The sequence below is a fragment of the Vannielia litorea genome, from assembly GCF_900142295.1.
In the GTDB taxonomy this organism is placed as follows: Bacteria; Pseudomonadota; Alphaproteobacteria; order Rhodobacterales; family Rhodobacteraceae; genus Vannielia; species Vannielia litorea.
This window is the reverse complement of the sequence record NZ_FSRL01000001.1, coordinates 1,935,511-1,957,387: the sequence shown is the minus strand read 5'-3', so window position 1 is coordinate 1,957,387 and position 21,877 is coordinate 1,935,511. Positions and strand designations below refer to the sequence as shown.

22 protein-coding genes and 1 tRNA gene are annotated in these 21,877 nt (G+C 65.4%); 10 read left to right on the top strand and 13 right to left on the bottom strand.

All coding sequences use genetic code 11. The features are described from left to right. Window positions 1-9: 9 nt before the first annotated feature. Window positions 10-660: a hypothetical protein gene (locus tag BUR94_RS09710; protein WP_139301257.1), complete on the bottom strand. Its 651-nt coding sequence runs from the start codon at window positions 658-660 to the stop codon at window positions 10-12. Window positions 661-1,226: 566 nt separating this feature from the next. Between BUR94_RS09710 and BUR94_RS20465 the strand changes: the two genes are divergently transcribed. Genes BUR94_RS20465 through BUR94_RS09675 form a run of 8 tightly spaced genes read left to right on the top strand, consistent with a single transcriptional unit; the run spans window position 1,227 to window position 7,191 of the window. Beyond that, on the top strand, window positions 1,227-1,496 hold the full coding sequence (locus BUR94_RS20465; protein ID WP_139301256.1) for a hypothetical protein: 270 nt from the start codon (window positions 1,227-1,229) through the stop codon (window positions 1,494-1,496). Continuing rightward, window positions 1,493-2,026, top strand: a complete 534-nt coding sequence (locus BUR94_RS20460) for a hypothetical protein (RefSeq protein WP_139301255.1) — start codon at window positions 1,493-1,495, stop codon at window positions 2,024-2,026. Before BUR94_RS20465 ends, BUR94_RS20460 begins: the two co-directional genes overlap by 4 nt. Continuing rightward, window positions 2,023-3,405, top strand: coding sequence for a phage portal protein (locus BUR94_RS09700; protein ID WP_074256051.1), 1,383 nt, complete (start codon window positions 2,023-2,025; stop codon window positions 3,403-3,405). Before BUR94_RS20460 ends, BUR94_RS09700 begins: the two co-directional genes overlap by 4 nt. After that, window positions 3,402-5,312 (top strand): prohead protease/major capsid protein fusion protein, encoded by a 1,911-nt coding sequence (locus BUR94_RS09695; RefSeq protein WP_217694043.1) that lies wholly within the window; start codon window positions 3,402-3,404, stop codon window positions 5,310-5,312. Before BUR94_RS09700 ends, BUR94_RS09695 begins: the two co-directional genes overlap by 4 nt. Beyond that, complete coding sequence (gpW, locus tag BUR94_RS09690; protein ID WP_074256050.1) at window positions 5,312-5,542, top strand: gpW family head-tail joining protein; 231 nt, start codon at window positions 5,312-5,314, stop codon at window positions 5,540-5,542. Before BUR94_RS09695 ends, gpW begins: the two co-directional genes overlap by 1 nt. Window position 5,543: 1 nt before the next feature. After that, window positions 5,544-5,867, top strand: a complete 324-nt coding sequence (locus BUR94_RS09685) for a DUF2190 family protein (protein ID WP_074256049.1) — start codon at window positions 5,544-5,546, stop codon at window positions 5,865-5,867. A 4-nt stretch (window positions 5,868-5,871) separates the two neighbouring features. Further along, window positions 5,872-6,126 carry a helix-turn-helix transcriptional regulator gene (locus BUR94_RS09680; RefSeq protein ID WP_175570448.1) on the top strand — a complete coding sequence of 85 codons (255 nt, stop codon included), beginning with the start codon at window positions 5,872-5,874 and terminating at the stop codon, window positions 6,124-6,126. A 39-nt stretch (window positions 6,127-6,165) separates the two neighbouring features. Continuing rightward, complete coding sequence (locus tag BUR94_RS09675) at window positions 6,166-7,191, top strand: site-specific integrase (RefSeq protein ID WP_245794416.1); 1,026 nt, start codon at window positions 6,166-6,168, stop codon at window positions 7,189-7,191. A 90-nt stretch (window positions 7,192-7,281) separates the two neighbouring features. Here the strand turns inward: BUR94_RS09675 and BUR94_RS09670 are convergent. The 7 genes from BUR94_RS09670 to BUR94_RS09640 all read right to left on the bottom strand — a co-directional run bounded on the left by BUR94_RS09670 (window position 7,282) and on the right by BUR94_RS09640 (window position 15,060). Beyond that, window positions 7,282-7,356, bottom strand: a tRNA-Glu gene (locus BUR94_RS09670). A 126-nt stretch (window positions 7,357-7,482) separates the two neighbouring features. Beyond that, window positions 7,483-9,228, bottom strand: coding sequence for a single-stranded-DNA-specific exonuclease RecJ (gene recJ, locus BUR94_RS09665; protein WP_074256047.1), 1,746 nt, complete (start codon window positions 9,226-9,228; stop codon window positions 7,483-7,485). After that, the gene (gene glpX / locus BUR94_RS09660; RefSeq protein WP_074256046.1) at window positions 9,228-10,199 is read right to left on the bottom strand and encodes a class II fructose-bisphosphatase; all 972 of its coding nucleotides are present in this window, start codon (window positions 10,197-10,199) and stop codon (window positions 9,228-9,230) included. The genes recJ and glpX overlap by 1 nt, the downstream gene beginning before the upstream one ends. Window positions 10,200-10,288: 89 nt before the next feature. After that, window positions 10,289-11,755 carry a hypothetical protein gene (locus tag BUR94_RS09655; protein ID WP_074256045.1) on the bottom strand — a complete coding sequence of 489 codons (1,467 nt, stop codon included), beginning with the start codon at window positions 11,753-11,755 and terminating at the stop codon, window positions 10,289-10,291. Continuing rightward, entirely contained in the window at window positions 11,752-13,362 is a 1,611-nt protein-coding gene (locus tag BUR94_RS09650) for a CHAT domain-containing protein (protein WP_074256044.1), read from the bottom strand. The genes BUR94_RS09655 and BUR94_RS09650 overlap by 4 nt, the downstream gene beginning before the upstream one ends. 48 nt (window positions 13,363-13,410) lie before the next feature. After that, window positions 13,411-14,697 carry a homoserine dehydrogenase gene (locus tag BUR94_RS09645; protein ID WP_074256043.1) on the bottom strand — a complete coding sequence of 429 codons (1,287 nt, stop codon included), beginning with the start codon at window positions 14,695-14,697 and terminating at the stop codon, window positions 13,411-13,413. Between the two features lie 57 nt (window positions 14,698-14,754). Further along, window positions 14,755-15,060: a hypothetical protein gene (locus BUR94_RS09640; RefSeq protein ID WP_074256042.1), complete on the bottom strand. Its 306-nt coding sequence runs from the start codon at window positions 15,058-15,060 to the stop codon at window positions 14,755-14,757. Window positions 15,061-15,159: 99 nt separating this feature from the next. Between BUR94_RS09640 and BUR94_RS09635 the strand changes: the two genes are divergently transcribed. Continuing rightward, a complete protein-coding gene (locus BUR94_RS09635; RefSeq protein ID WP_074257659.1) occupies window positions 15,160-15,747 on the top strand; it encodes a TetR/AcrR family transcriptional regulator in 588 nt (195 codons plus the stop codon). A 104-nt stretch (window positions 15,748-15,851) separates the two neighbouring features. On the opposite strand, the gene BUR94_RS09630 is transcribed toward BUR94_RS09635, so the two are convergent. After that, entirely contained in the window at window positions 15,852-16,763 is a 912-nt protein-coding gene (locus tag BUR94_RS09630; protein ID WP_074256041.1) for a pirin family protein, read from the bottom strand. Window positions 16,764-16,897: 134 nt separating this feature from the next. Here BUR94_RS09630 and BUR94_RS09625 point away from each other — a divergent pair, with 134 nt between their 5' ends. Then, a complete protein-coding gene (locus BUR94_RS09625) occupies window positions 16,898-17,407 on the top strand; it encodes a hypothetical protein (protein ID WP_074256040.1) in 510 nt (169 codons plus the stop codon). A 122-nt stretch (window positions 17,408-17,529) separates the two neighbouring features. Here the strand turns inward: BUR94_RS09625 and BUR94_RS09620 are convergent, their stop codons facing one another. The 4 genes from BUR94_RS09620 to BUR94_RS09605 form a co-directional block, all read right to left on the bottom strand. Further along, window positions 17,530-18,105, bottom strand: a complete 576-nt coding sequence (locus BUR94_RS09620) for a TadE/TadG family type IV pilus assembly protein (protein WP_074256039.1) — start codon at window positions 18,103-18,105, stop codon at window positions 17,530-17,532. A 4-nt stretch (window positions 18,106-18,109) separates the two neighbouring features. After that, window positions 18,110-18,682 carry a TadE/TadG family type IV pilus assembly protein gene (locus BUR94_RS09615; RefSeq protein WP_074256038.1) on the bottom strand — a complete coding sequence of 191 codons (573 nt, stop codon included), beginning with the start codon at window positions 18,680-18,682 and terminating at the stop codon, window positions 18,110-18,112. Between the two features lie 14 nt (window positions 18,683-18,696). Further along, window positions 18,697-20,124: a TadE/TadG family type IV pilus assembly protein gene (locus BUR94_RS09610; protein WP_074256037.1), complete on the bottom strand. Its 1,428-nt coding sequence runs from the start codon at window positions 20,122-20,124 to the stop codon at window positions 18,697-18,699. A 233-nt stretch (window positions 20,125-20,357) separates the two neighbouring features. After that, window positions 20,358-21,737 carry a pilus assembly protein TadG-related protein gene (locus BUR94_RS09605; RefSeq protein WP_074256036.1) on the bottom strand — a complete coding sequence of 460 codons (1,380 nt, stop codon included), beginning with the start codon at window positions 21,735-21,737 and terminating at the stop codon, window positions 20,358-20,360. Window positions 21,738-21,877: the final 140 nt, after the last annotated feature.

The following is a 21,877-nucleotide window of genomic DNA, read 5'->3' as shown; positions in this document are numbered from 1 at the left end:
GGCAACTACTTAGAACCCCAACAGCGTTGAAACAGCCCGATATGCCGCTTCCGCAGCCATACCAAGCCCGGAAGAGGCGAACTCCAGCGCCAACCATCCCAAGGCCCCCAACAGCATCACCTTTGCGGCTTCAACGCGAGTTTTGGGAGCCTTGAGGATTTCGATTCCAGACACAATTTCAACCTGAATTCTTGCTTTGTCATCCGGGTCAATTTGATTGTTTTCTCGGAGTTTCACTTGGACTTCACCCAATCTCTCAATCGCCTGGGTGAACTGCGCAGAGTTGTGATCCAAAGCAACCATTCTGTCTGAAGCTGGAGCGGCCTCAGCCAACTCGGCTGCATCTTCGGCTAGATTGTATAACCGGCGCCGCAGTTCCTCTGCGTGAGGCTCGAACAGGTTGGCGGCCATCTCCTGAACAGTGCGATCAATGTTGTTGTCGCCAGAATAAAAGTAGTTGAAGGCGAAGTCGTGAGGAACCAGGTTTCCGTTCGCTAGCTCCCTCAAGGTCGCCAGTTGATTGCTTAGGCGATCTTCCGACCTATCTGGCCAGTTCAATTCGCCCGAACCAACAAAGCTCCCAGGCTCCCGCACTACGTTTTTCTCCACGTCCTCCCAATCGGAGAGGCTCTGCAACCGGTTCACTTCATTCAGGATCAAGAGTGGCGCGTCATCAAAGCAAGCGAACCACATCCTCAGGTATCTAGTGAAGTCTTCGCTTCTTGCATATATTACGCGTCGAGCGCAGTCATCATATGCTTCAAAAAATCTCTCTGTTCGACGGTCCAACTTTCTACCCCTAGTCCAGCTTAGGTCATGCTGAGGCTGCCGAAGTTTGGCGGAGGTTTCCATCAGAATCTTCCAGCGTCCGCACTTCTTAGATTTCCGCAGAACGTTTCATGGCGAGAAGGCCAAAACGCACTTTGACTCAGAGGGAAGATTAGGGGGCTCCGATTCGCACCTTGCCCTTCAACCTCGGGATTTGATTCATTTAGTTTCACACGGAGAGTGAATCCCGGAACGCAGATGGGACCATATTGCCCCAACATAAAATTATTTCCTCGGTTTTGGGTTCGCTGAGACGATATGAGACAAACAAATTACTCGCGGCATCCTAAATGCCGATGATATATTTCTGGGGTGTCCTTTCAGCACGCCGGTCGGCGGGGGAAGATTTCAGGGGTGAGGTCCACCCCGCCGACCAACCACACCAGAGAGGGAGTGACATGAGCGAGATTGAGAGAAAAATAAAGTCTATGACGCCACTTGATCTCGCGAGAGCTATCACTGCCGCCTACGCGAATGAACGCCCCGAGGTGCTGCACGGCATCCTTGAAAGGGCATTTCGGCAACTCGGCTATGGCATTCCAAAAGACTGGTTCGCCTTTATGACGAATGGCCGCCTTCGAGACTCAGATGTGCCGGAATATCGGGAAATTCCCGGATGGATCATGCGCTTCAAAATTCCCGGGAGTCCTCTGGGAAAATTCGCATGAGTTTCACAGTCCGCCAAATCTCAGATGCAATCGCGGCTTCATTCGGCCAAAGTGGTCCGGCTGCCGACGCTATATTCGCCCGGGTGAAGGGCGCCGCCCAAACTGGACTTCTCGGCCATGCAGCGACACCGGGGGCGGGCAGACCCCGTCGCCTAGAACTTGGCGAAGCGGCGTTTGCCTGTTGTCTCCAAGTCCTGCGCGACTATGGCGTGGAGCGTGGCCCCGCGATGGAGATACGCCCGGGCTTCCACGTTGCGGCGCTGCCGGAAACTCTGGCCGCAATCCGTGAGGGCGAGGATTTCGACCTGGCGCTGGCCTTCGTTCACATCATCGCGCCTGGGCAACCCGTGCGAGCGGGTATCCGGGCTGCCTGGTGCCGCCCGATCACATTGCCCGACTGGTCGCCTTATGAGCCCGAGACACGGGGCCGCCCGGCGCTTGGCAATGTTCACACCGCCTTTGTCGCGCGGTGGCCCATCTCGGCCACCCTGTGCCCCTTCCTGCATTGTCTGGAGCCCGACGACCAATGAGCCTCATTGACCGCATCTTTCGCCGCCAAGCCGCCCCCGCACCGATCCGCCGTAGCTTCGATGCAGAAACTGGCGGACGCCGGGCACATGGGTTCCGTGCGTCCGGGCCGGTCGGTGCTGAGACCATCGCCGCTGCCGCACCGATCCGCGCTAGGGCTCGCCATGCCTACGCCAACAACGGCTACCTGAGGAACGCCGTAGGTGCATGGGTGGCGGAGACAGTGGGGGCAGGTATCGAAGCAAACTCGAGTCACCCCGACACCGACCTCCGCCCGGTAATCGACTCGCACTTCAATGCCCGGGCCGCCGAGATTGACGCCGAGGGTCGGACTGATTTTCGGGGCATGACCGCCGCAGTGGTGGAAGCTGTGATCGTGGATGGCGAAGCCTTCGCCATGATTGAGGAAGGGCCCGAAGGCGTCCGGCTTCGCCTTATCCCGGCAGAAATGGTGGACGAGTCGATCACTCGGGACCTCGGTAATGGCGGCTACATCGCGGCGGGTGTGGAGTTCGACCAATTGGGCCGCCGTGTGGCCTATCATGTCCAGCCGCATCGCCCGACCGAGCTATTCCCGACCGCCGGGCAGCCTGTGCGCGTGCCCGCCGAAGACATGCTCCACATCTTCAAGCCCCTTGGTGCCGGACAGGTGCGCGGGGTCTCGTGGCTGGCCCCAATCCTCTTGACGGTCAACGAGTTCGACCAACTGCAAGACGCGCTCCTGGTCGGTGCGAAGATTGCCGCGATGCACGCCGGGTTCGTCACCGACCAAAACAACCTGAACGGTGGCGGTGCCTTCCCCGACGCCGATGGACTGGCGGACCTCAGCTTAGAGCCCGGCGTGGTTCGGGTCCTTCCCGCAGGCACAGACATCAAGTTCAATTCGCCCACCGAAGCCAAGGACTCCATTGCCTTCGCCAAGCTGACCCTTGGGCAGATTGCCGCTGGCCTAGGTGTCCCTCAGCACCTCTTGGACGGCGATCTGAGCGGCGCGAACTATTCGAGCCTGCGGGCTGGGCTTCTGCCTTTTCGCGCGAAGGTGGAGCAATTCCAGTATCACGCCTTGGTCCCGCAGTTTCTCGCCCCCGCGTTCCGCAGGGTCATCGCCCACGAATACATCTCGGGGCGGCTGGACGTTGCCGATCTGGAGCCCGCACTCAAAGCCGAATGGCTGGCGCCCCGCCCGATGCAAGTAGACCCGGCAAAGGATGTGGCCGCCCTCAAGGAAATGCTTGGTGCCGGGCTGACCTCGCGCCGCCAAGCCGTAGCAAGCCTTGGCTGGAACATCGCCGACCTCGACGCCGAGATCGCAGCAGACCGGGAACGCGAGGCCGCCCTTGGCCTGAACTTCTCCAACCCCGAAAAGGAGTTTGTCGAATGAGCCTCGATCGGTATGCCACCAGCGTCAAAACCTACGGTCCGCCCGCAGCGATCTTTGACGATAGTCACGCGAACCCGCCTGACCTGTGGGCCGACGCCACCCACGTCACCCGGGCTGCAACGACAGCACCCACGACCTGGGACCCCGACACGATGACGGTTGAGGTGATCGCGGCCACCCAGGCCCCGGTGATGCGCAAGGATGCGCGCGGCGTGGCCTACGCCGAGACGTTGGACATGGCCACGCTGGACCTCTCCGCGGTGACTGATCTGCCGGTCTATGACTCCCATCGGGGTGCGAGCGCCCGTGATGTGGTTGGGATTGTTCAGAGCCTTCGGGTGGACGGCGACAAGCTCTTGGCCACTCTGCGCCTGTCCGCAGCCGAAGACGCCGCTCCCATTGTTGAACGGGTCGCCGAAGGCACCCTGACAGGGGTGAGCATCGGTTACGCGGTCGCCGCGTGGCGTGAAACGCACGAGAACGGCCAACGTGTTCGCCGCCCCGCATCTTGGACCCTTCGAGAGATCAGCTTGACCCCGGACCCGGCTGACAGGGCCGCGCGAGTCCGCTCCGAAACAGCCCCCAGCGCAACGGCGCGGCTGGGCGGTAACCCTAGTAACCGCGCCGCGACAGGAGGCACCATGCCCAACACCCAAACCGTAACCCCGCCGGAGGATGCCGAGCGCACCCGCCGGTCCGAGATCCGCACCCTGGTCCGCTCGGCTGGCCTCGGCGCGGAAATCGCTGACGATCTGATCGACCAAGAGGCCACGGTGGACGCCGCCAAGGCCGCGATCTTCGATCACATGCAGACCCGCTCCACGCCGGTCATTCGCACGACCGCGCCCCAGAACGACGATCCGGCGGTCATCACGCGGCGCCAAGCGGACGCCGTGGCAACGCGTATGGCCGGTGGCGAATGCCCGGAAGTGTCTCGCCAATATCTGGGCGACTCGATGCTCGACTTGGCCCGCTCGGCTCTTTCCCGGGCTGGCGTGTCGCATCGGGGCATGTCCGCCGATGAGACGTTCCAGCGGGCCGCCCACGGCACCAGCGATTTCCCCCTGGTGGTTTCCAACGCCATGAACAAGGTTGCCCTGGACACCTACAAGGCAGCCGAGTCGCCCCTCAAGAGCCTGTGCCGCCAGCGCACGCTTTCCAACTTCAAGGAGTCGACCTCGATCCGGCTTGGCGAGATGGGCCGCTTGGAGGAGATCGACGAACACGGCGAAATCACCCACACCAGCCGCGCCGAGAACGGCGAGACCATGCGCCTCAAGACCTATGCGCGTGGTCTCACCGTATCCCGGCAACTTCTGATCGACGACGATCTGGGCCTTCTGGGCGACATGACCGCCGCCTTTGGCGAGGCCGCCGCGCAGACCGAGGCCGACATTCTGGTGGACCTGCTCACCAGCAATCCGAGCCTGTCGGACGGCACCGCCGTCTTCCACAGCACCCGGGGCAACCTCGCCGATACCGGAGCCGACCCCTCCGTTACCACGCTGGACCTGGCCCGCAAAGCGATGCGGGGCTTCAAAGGGCTCGACGGGAAGACTCTCATCAACTCCAAGCCCAAATACCTTCTGGTCGGGCCGGAATTGGAGACGGCTGCAGAGTCGCTGTTGGCGTCGATCTATGCGGCGTCCGTGGACGATGTGAATCCCTTCACAGGCAAGCTGACGCTCCTGGTGGAGCCTCGCATCACCGATGATCGGTGGTTCATCTTCGCTGATCCGGCCCGACTGCCGGCGCTCCAGTTCGGATACCTTTCCGCCGCGCAAGGTGTCCAGATTCAGCGGACGGAAGCATGGGACACCCTCGGCATGAAGTATCGGGCATTCCTCGACTTCGGTGCCGGATGGCTCGACTGGCGCGGGGCCTACTTCAACGAGGGCGCCGCCTGATGGCGACCACGGCGACCACGGCTGAACAGCTTGCGGAGGCACGGGCCGCCTATCACCGCCTCATGATCGGTGAGGCCGCCCTGGTCTACGTCGATCAGAACGGCGAGCGGATCGAATACACCCGAGCCTCCGCACCCCGTCTCGCCGCCTATATTGCCGACCTCGAACGGCAGGTTGCCGGGCAATCCCGCCCGGCAACCATCACCTTCCAGACCTCGAAAGGGACCTGAAATGAAGAACTTTGTGCAAAAGGGCGAGGCAATCACCGTTGCCGCCCCGGCTGCCGTGGCGTCCGGGGAGGGTGTCCTGGTCGGCGCCCTCTTTGGCGTAGCCTCCGGCGATGCTGCCTCTGGTGAAGATGTGACCATCCAGACGCTGGGAGTCTTCGAGCTTCCGAAGGCCAGCACCGATGTCGTGACCGTGGGTGCTGCCGTCTATTGGGATGCCACCGAAGGCGAAGTGACCGTGACGGCCACTGATAACACCTTCATCGGCCATGCCGTCGCAGCGGCGGGCAACCCTTCGGGCACTGCCCGGGTTCGACTGAGCGTTTAAACCAGTGACCCTAGCCGCCGCCTCCACGTCCCACCGCGACCTTCTGCCGCCGCCCACGCGGCGCGGCCTGTCGCGAGTGGAGGCGGCGGCCTACATCGGTGTCGGGGCCTCCAAATTCGACGCGCTGGTCACGGATGGCCGGATGCCCAAACCCAAGAAAATCGACGGGCGGCGCGTCTGGGACGTGCGTTCTCTGGACAGATTTTTCGACGCCTTGCCCGGTGGTGACGACTCAGACCACAATCCTTGGGACGAATAGATGCCCGAGGACTCTATGAAGATGCGATTGAAATACGTGGTGGAGGATACCGACCGCCACGGGACCGTCCGCCTTTACTACCGCCGCCACGGGCAGAAAGTCCGGCTGCGCGGCCCCCTGGGCTCGCCTGAATTTCTGACCGACTACCGCCGGGCAGCGGAAGGCCCGAAGGCCCCCAAACAGCGGTCCTCGAGTCCGGGCAGCGTGGTGCCACGCAGCGTGAAATGGCTTTGCGTTCAGTACTACAAATCCTCGATGTTTCGGGAACTCGACCCTCGGACACAGAAAGTCCGCCGGTCGATCCTGGAGCGGTTCTGCGAGAACAAGGGCGACGGAGACAAGCCCTTCGCGCTACTACTCCCCCGCCATATCCGCGCCCGCCGCGATGCGCTGGCCGACCGGCCCGAGGCTGCCAATAGCATGGTGAAGGCGCTCCGCCAGCTTTACCGTTTCGGTGTGACCTATGATCTGGCCGACGCCAACCCGGCAAAGGATGTGGAATTTCTGCGCTCCAACCCCGAAGGCTTCCATTCGTGGACGATAGAGGAAATCGAGACGTATGAGAAAAAACACCCGGTTGGCACGACTGCCCGGCTGGCGCTGGCCCTCGCGCTCTACACCGGGCAGCGCCGTTCCGACCTCGTACTACTGGGCAAGCAGCACCTCCGCGGCGGGTGGTTGACCTTCACGCAGCAAAAGGGAAAGGGCCGCAACCCGGTCCGCCTGGAGATCCCCGTGGTGCCCGAGTTGCAGCGGATCATCGCCGCCACGACGACCGGCGACATGACCTTTCTGGTGAACGGTTACGGGCGGTCCTACACCAACGCCGGTTTCGGCAACCGCTTCCGAAAATGGTGCGATGAAGCCGGGCTTCCGCACTGTTCTGTGCATGGTTTGAGGAAGGCCGCGGCCGCTCGACTGGCCGAGCTTGGATGCAGCGAGTTTGAGATCATGGCGATCACCGGACACCAGACCTCGAAAGAGGTGACGCGGTACACGAAAGCCGCCAGTCAAAAGGTCCGCGCGGAGGCCGCTCTGACCAAGATGGGGGGAGAACGTAAGTAGTCCAAAAGTGTCCCACTTTTCGGTCGGGTTTTAACCGGTGGGACAATCTTGGCCTTTAAGTGCCTGAAAACATGGGCACAAAAAATCGGCTGGTACCCCGTAGGGGAATCGAACCCCTCTTTCCAGGTTGAAAACCTGGCGTCCTAACCGATAGACGAACGGGGCAGGGTCCAGCCGTGGGGGGGTGTTTAGGCAAAGCCCCGAGTGAGCGCAAGAAGATTTTTGCGCCCGAGGTCACGATTTTTGCGATGCGGCTTGGGGCCTTTGAAACAAGGCGCCCGGCGGGGCGGTTCAGGCGCGCGCGGCGTCTTCGAGGCGCAGTTGCGGGCGCGATCGGCCTTGCCAGTGATTCACCTCGAGCCGCCCGGCCAGATGCCAGGCGCCGCCGCGCGACTCCAGCATGGCCCGGCCCAGGGGCGTGTCGGCAAGGCGGAAGCCGATGGCGTCAAGTCGTTGGCCCATGGCTGTGCGCACCGATATCTTGAGGTGGTCTTCTCCGACCACGCGCGCATCGGCCAGGGCTGCCTCCGGCAGGGCGAAGCGTGGGGCCGGGGCCGAGGCGCCGAAAGGGCCTGCCTGTTCGAGCGCCTCAATCAGATCGACCGTGGCGGCGGTGGGCAGGATCAGCCCGTCCAGCCGCAAGTCACGCGGGCCGTCGGCACCGGCGCCCTGCCGGGCAAGTAGCTCCGAGAGGCGCGCCATCGCGGGTTCAAGCTGGTCGATCGTGAGCGAAAGCCCGGCCGCCATCTTGTGCCCGCCACCCCGAAGGATCAGCCCCTCATCCTCCAGACGGTGCACGCATCCGCCCAGATCGACCCCGGAAATGGAGCGGCCCGAGCCCTTGCCTTCGCCGTCCTCCAGGCCGATCACCACGGCGGGTCGGCCCGTGGCCTCTTTCAGGCGTGATGCGACAATGCCGACAACGCCGGGATGCCAACCCTCTCCGGCGGCCCAGACGAGGGGAGCTTCCATCCCGCGGGCCTCGGCCTGTTCCATCGCGGCCTGCTGCACGGCGGCCTCGATGTCGCGGCGCTCCTTGTTGAGCGTGTCGAGGCGTTCTGCCAGCTCGCGGGCCTCGAGCGGATCGTCGGTGGCCAGAAGGCGCGCGCCCAGATCGGCGCGGCCCACGCGGCCGCCCGCGTTGATCCGGGGGCCGAGCAGGTAGCCCAGATGATAGGGCGTGGGCGCACGGTCCACACCGGCCACGTCGGCCAGGGCGGCAAGCCCGGGGTGGGCGCGGTGCGCCATGATCTTGAGGCCCTGCCGCACGAGAGCGCGGTTGACGCCGACGAGCGGCGCCACGTCTGCAACGGTGGCGAGGGCCACGAGATCGAGCAGCCCCATCAGGTCGGGCAGGGGCGCGCTTCCAGCCTCGCGGCGCTGCCGGTTGGCTTCGACGAGGCAAAGAAACACCACGGCGGCGGCGCAGAGATGACCCAGCTCGCCGGTTTCGTCCTGGCGGTTGGGGTTGACCACGGCGACTGCAGGCGGAAGCGTTTCGCCCCCCAGGTGATGATCGAGCACCACCACGTCGGTGCCTCCGGCGGCGGCAAGGGCGTCGTGCGAGAGCGTGCCGCAATCGACGCAGATGATGAGGCTGTGAGACCGGGACAGCTCGGAAATCGCGGGTGCGTTCGGGCCATAGCCTTCGCCCACACGGTCGGGCACGTAGAGCGTGGCATCGCGCTCCAGGGCCCGGAGCCAGCGAATGAGGAGGGCGGCGGAAGTGCCGCCGTCGACGTCGTAATCGGCGAAGATCGCGATCTTCTCGGTGCGCTCCACGGCGCGGTTCAGCCGTGCGGCCGCGATCTCCATGTCGCGCAGCTTGCGCGGGTCGGGGAGGAGATCGCGCAGCGACGGGGCGAGGAAGGCCGCGGCGTCTTCCTGAGGCACGCCACGCTGCACCAGCAGGCGGGCCAGAGGGGCAGGGAGGCCGGTGGCCTGGGCCATGGCCTCGGCCAGCCGGTCTTCCTCGGGCGCGGGGCCAACCCAGCGCCGCCCTGTCAGGGACTCTTCGACGCCGAGGAAGGCTGGCATTACATCGCGGAGGTCGGGTTGCGGTACTGCATTCGACGTACTGAGCCGGTCTTGGAGCGCATCAGCAGGGTTTCGGCGGTGAGATAGCCGACCTCGCGCTTGATGCCCGACAGAATCGAGCCATCGGTCACGCCGGTGGCGGCGAAGATCACGTCGGCCTGGACCATCTCGTCGCGGCTGTAGATCTTGTCGAGATCTTCGATCCCGGCCTTGGCGGCACGGCCGCGCTCGTCGTCGTTGCGGAAGGTGAGCTTGCCCCACATCTGGCCACCCATGCACTTGAGCGCGGCAGCCGCGAGCACGCCTTCAGGCGCCCCGCCGAGGCCCATGTACATGTCGATCCCGGTCTTCTCGGGCTCGGCGCAATGCATGACGCCGGCCACGTCGCCATCGGTGATGAGGCGGATCGCGGCACCGGTCGAGCGGACCTCGGCGATCAGCTCCTCGTGGCGGGGGCGTTCGAGGATGCAGACGGTGATATCAGCCGGCGTGGCCTGCTTGGAGGCGGCCAGAAGGCGGACGCGCTCGGAAGGGGACTGGCTGAGGCTGACGATCCCCTCGGGGTAGCCGGGGCCGATGGCGAGCTTTTCCATGTAGACATCCGGGGCGTGCAGCATGGAGCCGCGCGGCGCCATGGCGATGACGGTCAGCGCATTGGGCATGTCCTTGGCAGTCAGCGTGGTGCCCTCGAGCGGGTCAAGCGCGATATCCACCTCCGGCCCGGTGCCGGTGCCCACCTCCTCGCCGATGTAGAGCATCGGGGCCTCGTCGCGCTCGCCTTCGCCGATCACCACCACGCCCTTGATGTCGAGCTTGTTGAGCTGGTCGCGCATGGCGTTCACGGCCGCCTGGTCGGCGGCCTTTTCGTCGCCGCGGCCGATCAGCTTGGCCGAGGCCAGCGCGGCGGCCTCCGACACGCGGGCGAGGCCCAGCGAGAGCATCCGGTCGTGGAATTCAGGCTTCTTGGTCATCGGGTGCCCCTCGTGGCTGGCTGTTTGACGCTTGGGTAGCCTTCCGCCATGGGCGGTGCAACCCTTGCGCGGCGTGTTAGCGCAAGCGATCACTCGACGATGACGCAGTGGCGGTATTCGGGCTCCGGGCAGGCCTCCGCAGGGGCCGTGGCTTCGGCAACGCCATGGGCGGCGGACAGAAAGGTCTCGACCGCTGTCGCCATGCCGATGCGGGCCTGGTCGGTGCCGAACTCGCTGTCGGTGGATTGCTGCACCCACTCGCGCTGGATCATGACAGAGCGTTCGGCAAACCCGACCGCCACATCTGTCTGGCCGACCGCCAGCAGGGTCTGGGCGGTCTCGCGCAGCACGAAGGCGTGGCCCAGTGGCGGGTCGGGCTGATGCAGGATGGCTTCGGCCGAGGCGATGAGGGCCTGGGAGGGAACGGCGACCTCGCGGAGCGAGGCGGTCTTGACCGCAACGAGCGCGGCATAGAAGGCCGTGGAGCTGATGATGGCGCTGTTCTGCGAGGTTTCGGCAACGGCTACGGCCTCTTGCAGCAGCTCATGGGCTTCGATCCAGCTTCCGGTGCTGGCCAGCAGGGACGCGCGGGTGACCATGGCGTCGGCGCGCCAGTCCGGCGGGTCGGCCAGTGCCTCGGCTTCCACCAGGGCGGCATTGGCGAGATCGGCGTTGCCCAGCGTCGCCGCGCAGGCGCTCAGCCGGCTCATGTGCCGGTAGAGCATTTGCCGGTCCTGCTCCAGTTCCGGCGTGAAGCGCCAAGTGACCCGGCCGCTGCCCTCCCAGGGCTCGGCTATGTGGCGCAGGGCGGAGAGGAAGCTGGCGCAGGCGTCCCGTGGCCGGTTCAGGCTGGCCTGGGCCTGCCCCACGATGTGCTCGGCCCGAAAGTTCAGCCCAGCGGCCAGGAGGGCATCGGGGCTGGCTCCGGCAATCGCCGGGATGCGGGCGGATTGCGCGAGTTCGATCGCGCGGCCGTATTCTCCCTTGCCGAAGGCTGTTTCGGCCTGGTTCACCCTGTCCTGGGCGACGTCGAGGGAGGATCGGTTGAAGTCGCCCAGTTCGCCACGCTCCCATTGGTCGACATAGCCGGCAAACTCGTCGGCGTCTTCGTCGCCAAAGGCCTTGCGGAAGGGCGGCAACGCGGATCGCCCGACCTCCACCGCCTCGGCGTGGCGCCCCAGGTCGGCCAGCGCATAGGCACGCGACACCATCAGCACCCAGCCCACCTCCTCGTAGCTGCCATCGGACTGCGCCACGAGAGCGAGGCCGTCCTCGGCCAGTTGCAGGGCGTAGGCGGGGTTGTTCTTCTGAAGCCGCGCGGCATCGGTGAGCATGGCATAGAAGATCGACCAGCCGGGGGTCAGGTGGCCCTTCTCGCGGGCCTCGCGGATACCGGCATTGAGCGTGGCATAGATGGCGTCATCATCGCCCGTGGCCATGGCCTCGTTGATCCGGGAGAGCATCTCGTCGAAGGCGGGGCCGTCGGACTCGATGCCCTGAGCTGCGGTGAGCGCCGGGAAGAGCGCGAGAAGGAGCACAAGGGCGAGGCGCTTCATCTGCCGTCTCCGACAAGGATGAATGGCGCCCAGGCGGCGGGGTGGGCCATCGTGGGGTCGCCCGGATCCTGGAGCATTGCCTGCATGGCCGCCTGCAACGCCTTGGCCTTGCTCGGGAGTCCGGCCTTCAGGCCGGCGAAGCTGTCGGAGGTGAGGCGGGCGGCGGCGTCATCGCGCACCGGCCAGTGGCTGACCATGATGCTGCGCGCCCCGGCCACGAGGAAGGCCCGGGCGAGGCCGGAAAGGCCATCGGCATCGGGCCGTCCGTCGCCGCCTGCCGTGTTGCAGGCCGAAAGCACGATCCAGTCGGCGACAAGGCTCATGTCGGCGATCTCGGAGGCGGTCAGAAGCCCATCGTCCTGGGGGCTGGCGGCATCGGGCGGGGTGAGCACCAGGGCGGGCTCTGCAAGTCCGGTCAGATCTCCGGAGAGCAACCCATGGGTGGCAAAGACCACCACCTCGGCCGTCTCGAGGCCGGCCGCGCGCAGGGCGGGCTCGCGCGCGGCATCGCCGGTCAGCAGGCGTTCGGGACCGGCCCCGAAGGTGGCCGCGATCGCCCGGAGTTCGCGCAGGGTGCCGGGCAGGGGGGCGAGCGCGCGGATGCTCTCGGGATCTGCGCCCGCATCGGTGAAGGCGACGCCGCGCAACCCGGCAGCCCCGCCGGTGAGCGTGGGCGCACCGATGCCGAGAAAGGCCTGTGCACCTGGCGGTCGCGCGGGGCCAGGTTGGGCCACGCTGCGCAGGCTCTCGACGGTGGGCAGGGTGACAAGCGGGTGCCGCTGGAAGAGCCAAGGCGTGGCGCGCAACGTGTCGGGGTCGCCATCCATCTCGGGGCTGGTCTGCGGAAATGCGGTGACCAGCAGCGCCAGAGGCAGGCCGGAGAGCGGGCCCTGGGTGACGGTATACACTCGCGTGCCCGGCGGGATCAGCTCCAGCACGTCGCGCAGGAGGTCTGTGTAGACCAGATGGGCCGTCAGCCTGTCGAAAGGCGCGATCTGGCGGGATTTCCCCAATGTCTTCAGCGCCTCGGCCCCGCGTGCGTTGTTGGCGGCCGTGAGCGAACGGCGCAGGGTTGCGACATCGTCGGCAAGCTGGTCGCGGCCGATCGAGATGCGCTGCCAAGCACTGCCGCCGGGGGTGACGGCCCAGATGTGAGTTTCGCGGGCGCCCGAGTAGAGGAAGAGCAGCGCCTCGTCGGCACCAAGCAGGCCCTGCACCTCGGAGAGGGTCAGCGGCTGTGGGCGGGTCAGCTCGTGAAACCGGGGAAAGTCGGCCTCGATCTGTCGGTCGAGCCTGGCGATCTCGACGGAATAGCCCTCGATCTCGCCCGAGAGTCGCGTGGCCTCGGCGGTGGCGGCGGTGCCGTCGCGCCCCAGAGCGCCCAGATCGGCCTCGGCCCTGGCCCGGCGGTCGGCCACTTGCTGACGGGCCTTGAGCAGGGCGGCCAGGGCGCCGTCGCCTGCCGACCTGCGAACTCCGGCCTGACGGATCGCGCTGCCGGCGGAGGACAACATGGCCCATTGCGCGGCCTGAAAGGCGCGGTCGGAGAGGCTTTGCGCCTGGGCGGGGAGCGCAAGGAGGGCGAGGATCAGGGCGAGCCGCAACATGGCCGCAGCATGGCCATCTGCGCGCCACGGCTCAAGTGACAAAGCCGGTCAGAGATGCTCGATCCGCAGCGCCACGGGCTCGCCCAGCACCACGCTTGTCTTGCCGATGGCCTCGAGGGCGGCGGCCAGCGAGGCGTGCGTGGTCTTGTGGGTGACGAAGAGCACCGGGGCGGCCTCGTTGTCGTGGCCGTACTGGCGCATCCGGTCGATGCTGACGCCGGCCTCGCCGAGGGCTGCGGCCACCTTTGCCATGGCGCCCGGCTTGTCGTGCAGGTCCATCCGCAGGTAGTAGGGCGCGGCCGAGGCCGAGCGTGCGGCGGGCGCTTTGGTGAGCGTGTTCGAGGGTGTACCGAAGACCGGCAGCCGCGTGCCACGGGCGATGTCGCAGATGTCGGCCATGACGGCGGAGGCGGTGGGGCCCTCACCTGCGCCGGGGCCGCGCAGCACGATCTGCTCGACCGAGTCGCCCTCGATCACCACCATGTTGGTGCCGCCCTCGAGCTGGCCGAGGGGCGAGTCATAGGGCACGAGGCAGGGGGTCATCCGCTGCTCCAGCCCGCGGCCTGTCATCTGCGCGACGCCCAGCAGCTTGATGCGGAAGCCCATGTCGGCGGCGTGGCGGATGTCGGAGAGGGTGATCCGCTGGATGCCCTCGATCTCGATGCCGTCGAAGTTGACCTGCGTGCCGAAGGCGATGGAGGAGAGGATCGCCAGCTTGTGGGCGGCGTCGATGCCCCCCACGTCGAGGTTGGGGTCGGCCTCGAGATAGCCCAGCTTGGCGCATTCCTCGAAGAGCGCGTTGTAGCCCTGGCCGGTGGCTTCCATCTTGGTGAGGATGTAGTTGCAGGTGCCGTTCATCACCCCCATGACGCGGGTGATCTCGTTGCCCGCGAGCCCCTCGGTGAGCGCCTTGATGACCGGGATACCCCCTGCGACGGCGGCCTCGTAGCGGATCTGGGTGCCCGAGGCTTCGGCGGCCTCCGCGAGGTTCTGACCGTGGATCGCCAGCATGGCCTTGTTGGCGGTGACAACCTGCTTGCCGGCGGCGATGGCGGCCTCGGTGGCGGCCTTGGCCGGGCCATCCTCGCCGCCCATCAGCTCGACGAAGACATCGACGTCATCGCGCTGGGCGAGCTCTACCGCGTTGTCTTCCCACGCGTAATCCTTGAGCGGCACGCCCCGGTCCTTGTCGCGCGAGCGGGCCGAGACGGCCGAGATGGTGATGGGCCGTCCGGTGCGGGCGGTGAGCAGATCGGCGTGGCGGCGGACGATCTTGACGACCCCGGTGCCGACGGTGCCGAGCCCGGCGATTCCAAGGCGAAGCGGGTCAGACATGGCAAGCCTCCATCGGGTGAAATTCCTGCGCGGGCATAGCCGGTTGCGAAACCGGGCTCAACCGGAATGGAGGGCGGCGTGGCGGCGCAGGGCGTCGTTCATCCGGGCGCGCACGGGCGGCTCGATGATCGGGCCGCGCATCCGGGCGGCGCGGGTGCGCAGGCCGGCGACCCGGGCCTCGAGCGAACTGCGCAGGGCCACCGGGTCCGTGCCGGAGCTGCCTGCCCGGGCGAGGATGCCGTCGATCGGCACGAGGCGCGGGTAGGCGGCGGACTTGGCCGAGGCGCTGGTGACCGCGTCGAGCTCGGGAAACTGGGTGCAGCCGGCGAGGGCGAGGCAGAGGAGGAGGGCGGCGCGGGTCATGGCGGCGAGGGTAGCCAACGGCGCGGGAGGAGGGAAGCGCGATATGAGGGCTGACATCCACGCTTGAATTGAACGCACGTTCAGGGTTTGGTGGCGGGCATGGCGAGGAAGGCGGGCTCTCATGCGGAAATCACCGGGCCGAAGGTGCGCGAGGCGGCACTTCGGCTCTTCGCGCAATACGGGTTTGCGGCGGTCTCGATGCGCCAGATCGCCCGCGAAGTGGGCGTTCAGGCCGGGGCCCTCTACACCTATACCACTGATAAACAGGCTCTTTTATTTGATCTGATGCATGACCACATGGGCGACGTGCTGGCCGGGATAGCCGCAATGCCCGATGGCAGCCCCGGCGAGAGGCTGGAGTGGATCGTGCGGTATCACATCGGCTACAACCTCACCCACAAAGACGGGGTGTTCATCAACTACATGGAATTGCGCAACCTGGAGCCGGAGAACCGGAAGGTGATTTCGGCGCTGCGCCGACGCTACGAGGACGCAGTGGAGGCCGTGCTGGTGGACGGCCAGGAGAAAGGCGTGTTCCAGATCCCCGACACGCGGCTGGCGACGATGGCGGTGATCGCCATGCTGAACGGCGTGAACACCTGGTATCGCGAGGGCGGCCGGTTGAGCCAGGACCGCGTGGAGCGGATCTACTGGAACATGGTGCGGCGGGCTGTGAAGGGGGCGTGATCCTTTCGTTTGGTCCCGCAAGTATCTCCGCCGCGGGTTAAATCCGGATTAACACCGCGGTGGGGCGGTCGTCCTCGGGCCTGACCCGAGGATGACGTGGTCTTTCAATGCGCCGGTTTGACGAAGGTGCCGTTGCGCAGGTCTGTCATGGCCTGTTGCAACTCGGCGGGCGTGTTCATCACGATCGGCCCATGCCAGGCCACCGGCTCGTTGATCGGCGCGCCCGAGATCAGCAGGAAGCGGATGCCTTTTTCGCCAGCCTGAACAGTCACTTCGTCGCCCGTGCCGAAGCGCACGAGGGTGCGGTCTCCCGACAGGTCGCGGATGTTGACCTCCTCGCCCATCACCTCCTTCTCGAGCAGCACGCCGCCCGGGGCGGAGGCGTCGGCGAAGCGGCCGTTGCCCTCGAAGACATAGGCGAAGGCGCGGCGGTAGGTGTCGACCTTGAAGGTCTTGCGGACCCCGGCGGGCACGAAGATGTCGAGGTACTGCGGGTCGGCGGCGATGCCGTCGACAGGGCTCTTGTAGCCCCGGTAATCGCCGATCACGACCTTCACGCGGGTGCCATCATCGTCAAGGATTTCAGGCAGTTCGGTGCCGGCGATGTCCTGGTAGCGGGGGGCGGTCATCTTCAGCGAGGCGGGCAGGTTGCCCCAGAGCTGGAAGCCGTGCATCTGGCCCTTCTCGTTTCCCGAGGGCATTTCCTGGTGCATGATCCCCGACCCGGCGGTCATGAGCTGGATCGAGCCCGGGCCGAGGACGCCGCGGTTGCCGAGGCTGTCACCGTGCTCGACAGTGCCGGCGAGCACGTAGGTGATGGTCTCGATGCCTCGGTGCGGGTGCCAGGGAAAGCCCTTGATGAAGTCCTCGGGCCGTTCGTTGCGGAAGTCGTCGAAGAGCAGAAAAGGGTTCAGTTCCTTGGGGTTATGGAACCCGAAGGCGCGGTGCAGCTTGACGCCGGCGCCCTCCAGGGTGGCCTGGGCGGGGCGGATTTCGGTGACGGGGCGGATGGACATGGCGGTCTCCTTTCGCCCTTGAAGATAGGGAGGCGGTGGGGTTGCAGCAATGAGCGCAGATATGCGCCGCCTGCCTGACCTGCGTGCATTCGCGCACAGGATTGCGCCGCGCTCCGGGCCTGCTATGAGAGGGCATGACAGAGCTTCCCGACTTCCGCATCGGCGCCTCGCTGCTGCGCCGGATCTTCGCCGCAGCCATGTTCGGTTTGCTGGCTTACGTCTTGTTCAAAATGGGTTTTTCCGGGGACGGGCCGCTTGGGGTTCGGGTGGTTCTGGTGGGGCTGGCGGGGGGCGTTGTAGGGATGGGCGTCTGGTTGTGGCAGGCGACCGAGGGCGAGCTGGTGCTGCGCGACGGCGCTCTGGTGGTCGAGGGCGGGCGCGTGCTGGCCCGGCTGGAGCAGATCGACCGGGTGGAGCGCGGCGCCTTCGCGATGAAACCGGCAGGCGGGTTTGTTCTGAAAATGAGGGAAAAACAGCAGTTTGGCTGGGCGCCTGGCCTGTGGTGGGTGCGCGGCCGGACGGTGGCCGTGGGCGGTGTGGTGCACCCGGCAGCGGGCAAGGCGATGGGGCAGATCATAGAGGCCGCGATGGCCGAATTGGCTTTGCAGAAATCCCCGGACGAAGAGGGTGCGGACCGGCGTTAACCACGAAAGAGGTGATACACAACCGGTACACAACCCATGCACAACCCATACATATGCAGAAATGCAAAACGGACGGGGTTAACCGTCCGTCCGCGCGTGGATTTCGGCCGGGGGCGGCCCGGTCAGCTGCCGGCGCCGGCGTAGAGCAACTGCGGTGCGAAGCGGGGCCGGGTGACCACGTAGTTCTCGAAGGTGGTGGCCGGGATGCCCGCGTTGAACAGCGGTTTGTAATCCATGTAGGTCTCGAGCAGGATCACCGTGTCGCCCTGGGCCATGAACGGGATCTTGTCGTAGTAGCCAGAGATCGTGGCGTGGTCGAGCACCGCGTTGCCGTCGGTCGCGTAGGACCAGTCGACGTGGAGGTGGCGCGAGTCGCTGTCGCAGTTCGACATGCAGTTCACCGTGGTTACCCGCATCCAGCTGGGATGGCGGGTGTTGGACAGGTAGCCGTAGACCGTTTTCAAGCCCTTCAGGTAGGTCTCGGTGACCGGGTCGGTCTCGCGCGAGAGCATGTCGGCCAGGGTGTAGGTGGCCTTCAGGTTCACGTTCTGGGTCTTGTAGGCGTCGAACCAGACGAAGGCCGAGACGTAGAACCAGCAGAGCAGCGGCAGGATCAGCGCGGCTTCGACCGAGAGCGAGCCGCGGGCATCTTCGGCGAAGGTGGCGAGGCGGCGGCGGAGGGTTGCGAACAGGGTCATGTCATCAGCTCCCTGCGCCAGGTTCGTTGACGAAAGCCGAGGTCGACACCAGCGCGTAGTTCTCGCCGTCGATCAGCGGCAGGCGCATGCCGTAGGCGGTGGACCGGAAGAAGGGCTTCATCACGGCGCAGGCGCGCACCAGCATCATCTCGTTCTCGGTGCCGCCATGGAAGGTGGTGACCGGCTGCACCGGCGCGGACTTGTCGCTGCAGGTGGCCTGGTCGGGCAGCGGGGTCCAGGTGGACTTGGAGACCGGCTGGAGCTCGATCAGGAGCGAGTTCATGCAGTCGGGGATGATCCCGGCACGCTCGCAGATGCTCTCCTTGAGTTCCTGGTGGGTGGGCGGCGACCAGTGGCCGAGGCGCAGGCCGCGGACCGAAAGATCGAGCGCACGCTCCAGCATCACCTGGCGGGTCATCAGCATGCCGACCTCGAAGCAGGAGAGGAACAGGATGATGAAGACCGGAAAGAGGATGACGAACTCGATGGTGGCGTTGCCGTCCTCGCGGGAGCGGTAGCGCCGGAGACGGGCGGCCAGCCGTGCCAGCCGCCCCCCTTTGAATCTGTCTGCGTGCATCTCGGGGCTCCCCATCAGTTGATCAGACGCAGCTGGTTGATCTGCCGGGCGATCGCGGAGAAAGCCTCGGAAATCTCGGTGCCCTCCACCCGGAAGAAGTGCGACGGCGAAGAGGCGCAGTTCTGCATGACGCCCGCGGAGTAGTTGGTGACCTCGAAGCCGATGGTGAACACCGTGATCCCGGCGGTCTTGGCCGCGGTGCAGATGTTGTCGAGCATCGAGTCGGCCTGCTCGGAGGAGTACTTGCGGTAGTAGTACTGGCCGCGGTTGCGCGAGTTCACGTAGCGGTAGAGGTAGTACCAGAGGGAGTAGTTGTCCCAGTGCTGGTACTCGGAGCTGGAGTTGTAGGCCCAGTCCTGGATCCGGTAGGTATCGACGTTCTCGCCGTCGGTCATCAGCACCACGACCTTGAGGGTTTCCTCGTCGTCGTAGTCGGCCGGGCGGCCGCGGAACTCGTCATCCACCACGCCGCTGGCTTCAAGGGTGTTGACGATGTTGCGCATAGAGGGGTCGAGCAGGGCGGTGCCCCACTTCATGCCGAGGTGGATCGCGGTGTTGGCGCGGGCGCGGTAGTTGTTGATCGTGTTCTTCAGCTCGGTGGTGTTCTTGCTCAGGGGCACGATGCGCTCGTAGTCCTGCATCGGGCAGCCTGGGTTCCTGATCGGGCGGTAGTCCTCGGAGGACCACTCGAAGTGCTGCATCTGCTGATAGCTCTTCGTCATCGAGATGGTCGTGGTGTTGAAGTCCGACGAGTCGAAGTCGATGCAGTGCGAGTAGTTGTGCCGGCCGTTGCTGCTTTTGTTCAGCTGGTTGAAGATGTTGGGCCCGGCGTTGACCTGGGCGGTGTAGGGCACCAGCGACAGGGAGATCTGGCCCTCGGCGTCATCGACAACCACGGAGTCGATGAACTCCCTGGCGGCGACGCGGAGGTTTTCGATCTTGTCGTTGGAGCCCATCGAACCGGAGATGTCGAGCACCATGCTGATCTCCACGTTCGACACCCGCTCTTCGGCGGTGCTGGAGGCGGGGGCGGTGAAGTTGTTGATGCCCACGAGGCTCATCAGCAGGGTGCGGATCTCGGCCTCGGTGGAGGCGGAGACGTTGCGGAAGTTCAGGCCCTCGTCGACGGAGATGTCGATGTTGAAGTTGCCCAGGCCGGCCTTCTCGAAGTAGTCGGCGACCACGGCCTCGGGTTCGAGCGTCTGGTCCATGTCGGCCGCGGCGAGCACCGCCCGGTCGAGGGTGTTCTGGAGCTTGGTGCGGGTCAGCTCGAAGCGCATGACATCAACCGCGATCCCGACGGCCAGCATCATGCACACCAGCAGGAAGAGCGAGAAGACAACGAAGCTGCCCTCGCTCTCGTCCGCGAAGCGTTTCAGGCGATTGCGGAAGCCCGCATTGGCCTGAGTTTCGTCCGCCCCCGCGGTTTTCAGATCGGTCATCTGTGCCATCCCGGCTGGTCCTCTGCACTGTTTGCATGACCAGATCCGGAACGGGCATCATGCCAGGCACCGGACGCAGGTCGCGCCTTGGCATTTGCCGGGATGAGGGTGTCGAAAATGGGGCGAAAGCCTGCCCCAAATCAGGTTTCTCGCCACAACCATAGCGGGTTAGCGGGGCGTGCGGCGCCGGGAGAAGCCGGCGTGCGGGGTGGATATTCATGGCCCGGCCACGCTCAATTGGTCAGCCGCAGCGTGCTGATCTGGCGCGCGATGGCGGCGAAGGCGTCGGAGATCTCTGTGCCTTCGACATCGAAGTAATGCGAGGGGGTGGAGGCGCAGTTGCGCATCACGTTGCCGCTGTGGGCGGTGACCTCGAAGCCGACCGTGAAGACCGTGATCCCCTGGGCCTTGGCCGCGTCGCAGATATCCTCGAGCATCGAGTCCGCCAGCGTGGAGGTGTATTTGGTGGTGGTGTAGTAGCTGTAGTTGCGGCCCTGCGTGGCGGCGTAGGCGTTGACCGACTGCTGGTGCCAGCGCAGGATCTCGTCGCCGGAGTCGTAATACTGCGGCTTCAGCCGGGTGGTGTTGACGTTCTCGCCATCGGTCATCAGCACGACGATCTTCTGGGTATTGGAGCGGCCGTAGGCGTAGGGCTGGCCGACGAAGGCGCTGTCGGCCTTGCCGGCCGCGGCGAGGTTGGCGACGACCGGCTGCATGGAGGGATCGAGCAGAGCCACGCCCCACTTCATCCCGAGGTGGATGGCGGTGTTGGCGCGGGCCTCGAACTGGTTGATCTGGGCCTTCAGCGCCGTGGCGTTCTGGCTGAAGGCGGTCACGCGCTCGAACTCCTGCTGCACGCAGCCGGGGTTGTCGATCGGCGTGGTGGCGGAGCTGTAATACTGGAAGTGCTGCATGTGCGCGTATTGCTTGGTCAGCGATACGGCGGCGCTGTTGAAGTCCTCGGGCTCGAAATCCACGCAGTGCGAGTAGCCGTGGGCGAGCGGCACGTTGAGCTGGCCGATCATCTCGGGGCCGATGTTGACCTGTGCGGAGTAGGGCACGAGGCTGAGCGAAATGGAGCCGGGCTGGGTGGGGTCGAGGATGGTGTCGACGAAGTCGTTGGCGGCGTTCTTCAGGTTGGGCAGCTTGTTGTTGCGGCCCATCGAGCCGGTGATGTCGAGCACCAGGCTGACCTCCACGTCGGTATAGCCCGCGGTGGCGGTGCCGGCCGACCTGGCCTCCATCTTGTCGATGCCGACCATGCCGAGGAAGAACATCGGCAGGTTGGTGTTGGTCTGGGCGGTGACGGTCTTGTGGTTGACGCCCGCGGTCACGCTGACGCCGGTGAGGTTGGCGCTGAGGCCGGCCCGCTCGAAGTAATCCCGCACGACGGCCTCGGGGGAGAGATCCTGCTCCATCGCGGCGGCGGCGAGCACGGCGGCGTCGGCGGTGTTCTGAAGCCGGGTGCGGGCCATCTCGGTGCGCATGACGTCGATGCCGATGCCCACGGCGAGCAACATGCAGACGAAAAGGAAGAGGGAGAAGATGACCAGGCCGCCGTCTTCTTCCTGGGCGAAGCGGCCGAGCCGCGTGGTCTTCCGGATGTTCTTCATGGCATGCACCGCCGAAACTCGGGCCCCCACCCGGGTATTGAATCAATATTGCCCCAATTCGGTCATGTTTTGTCAGGGAAATTGGCGAAAGGGCGCAAAATCCCCATGATCGGGCCACAATCATGGCAAAACCGCCTTGA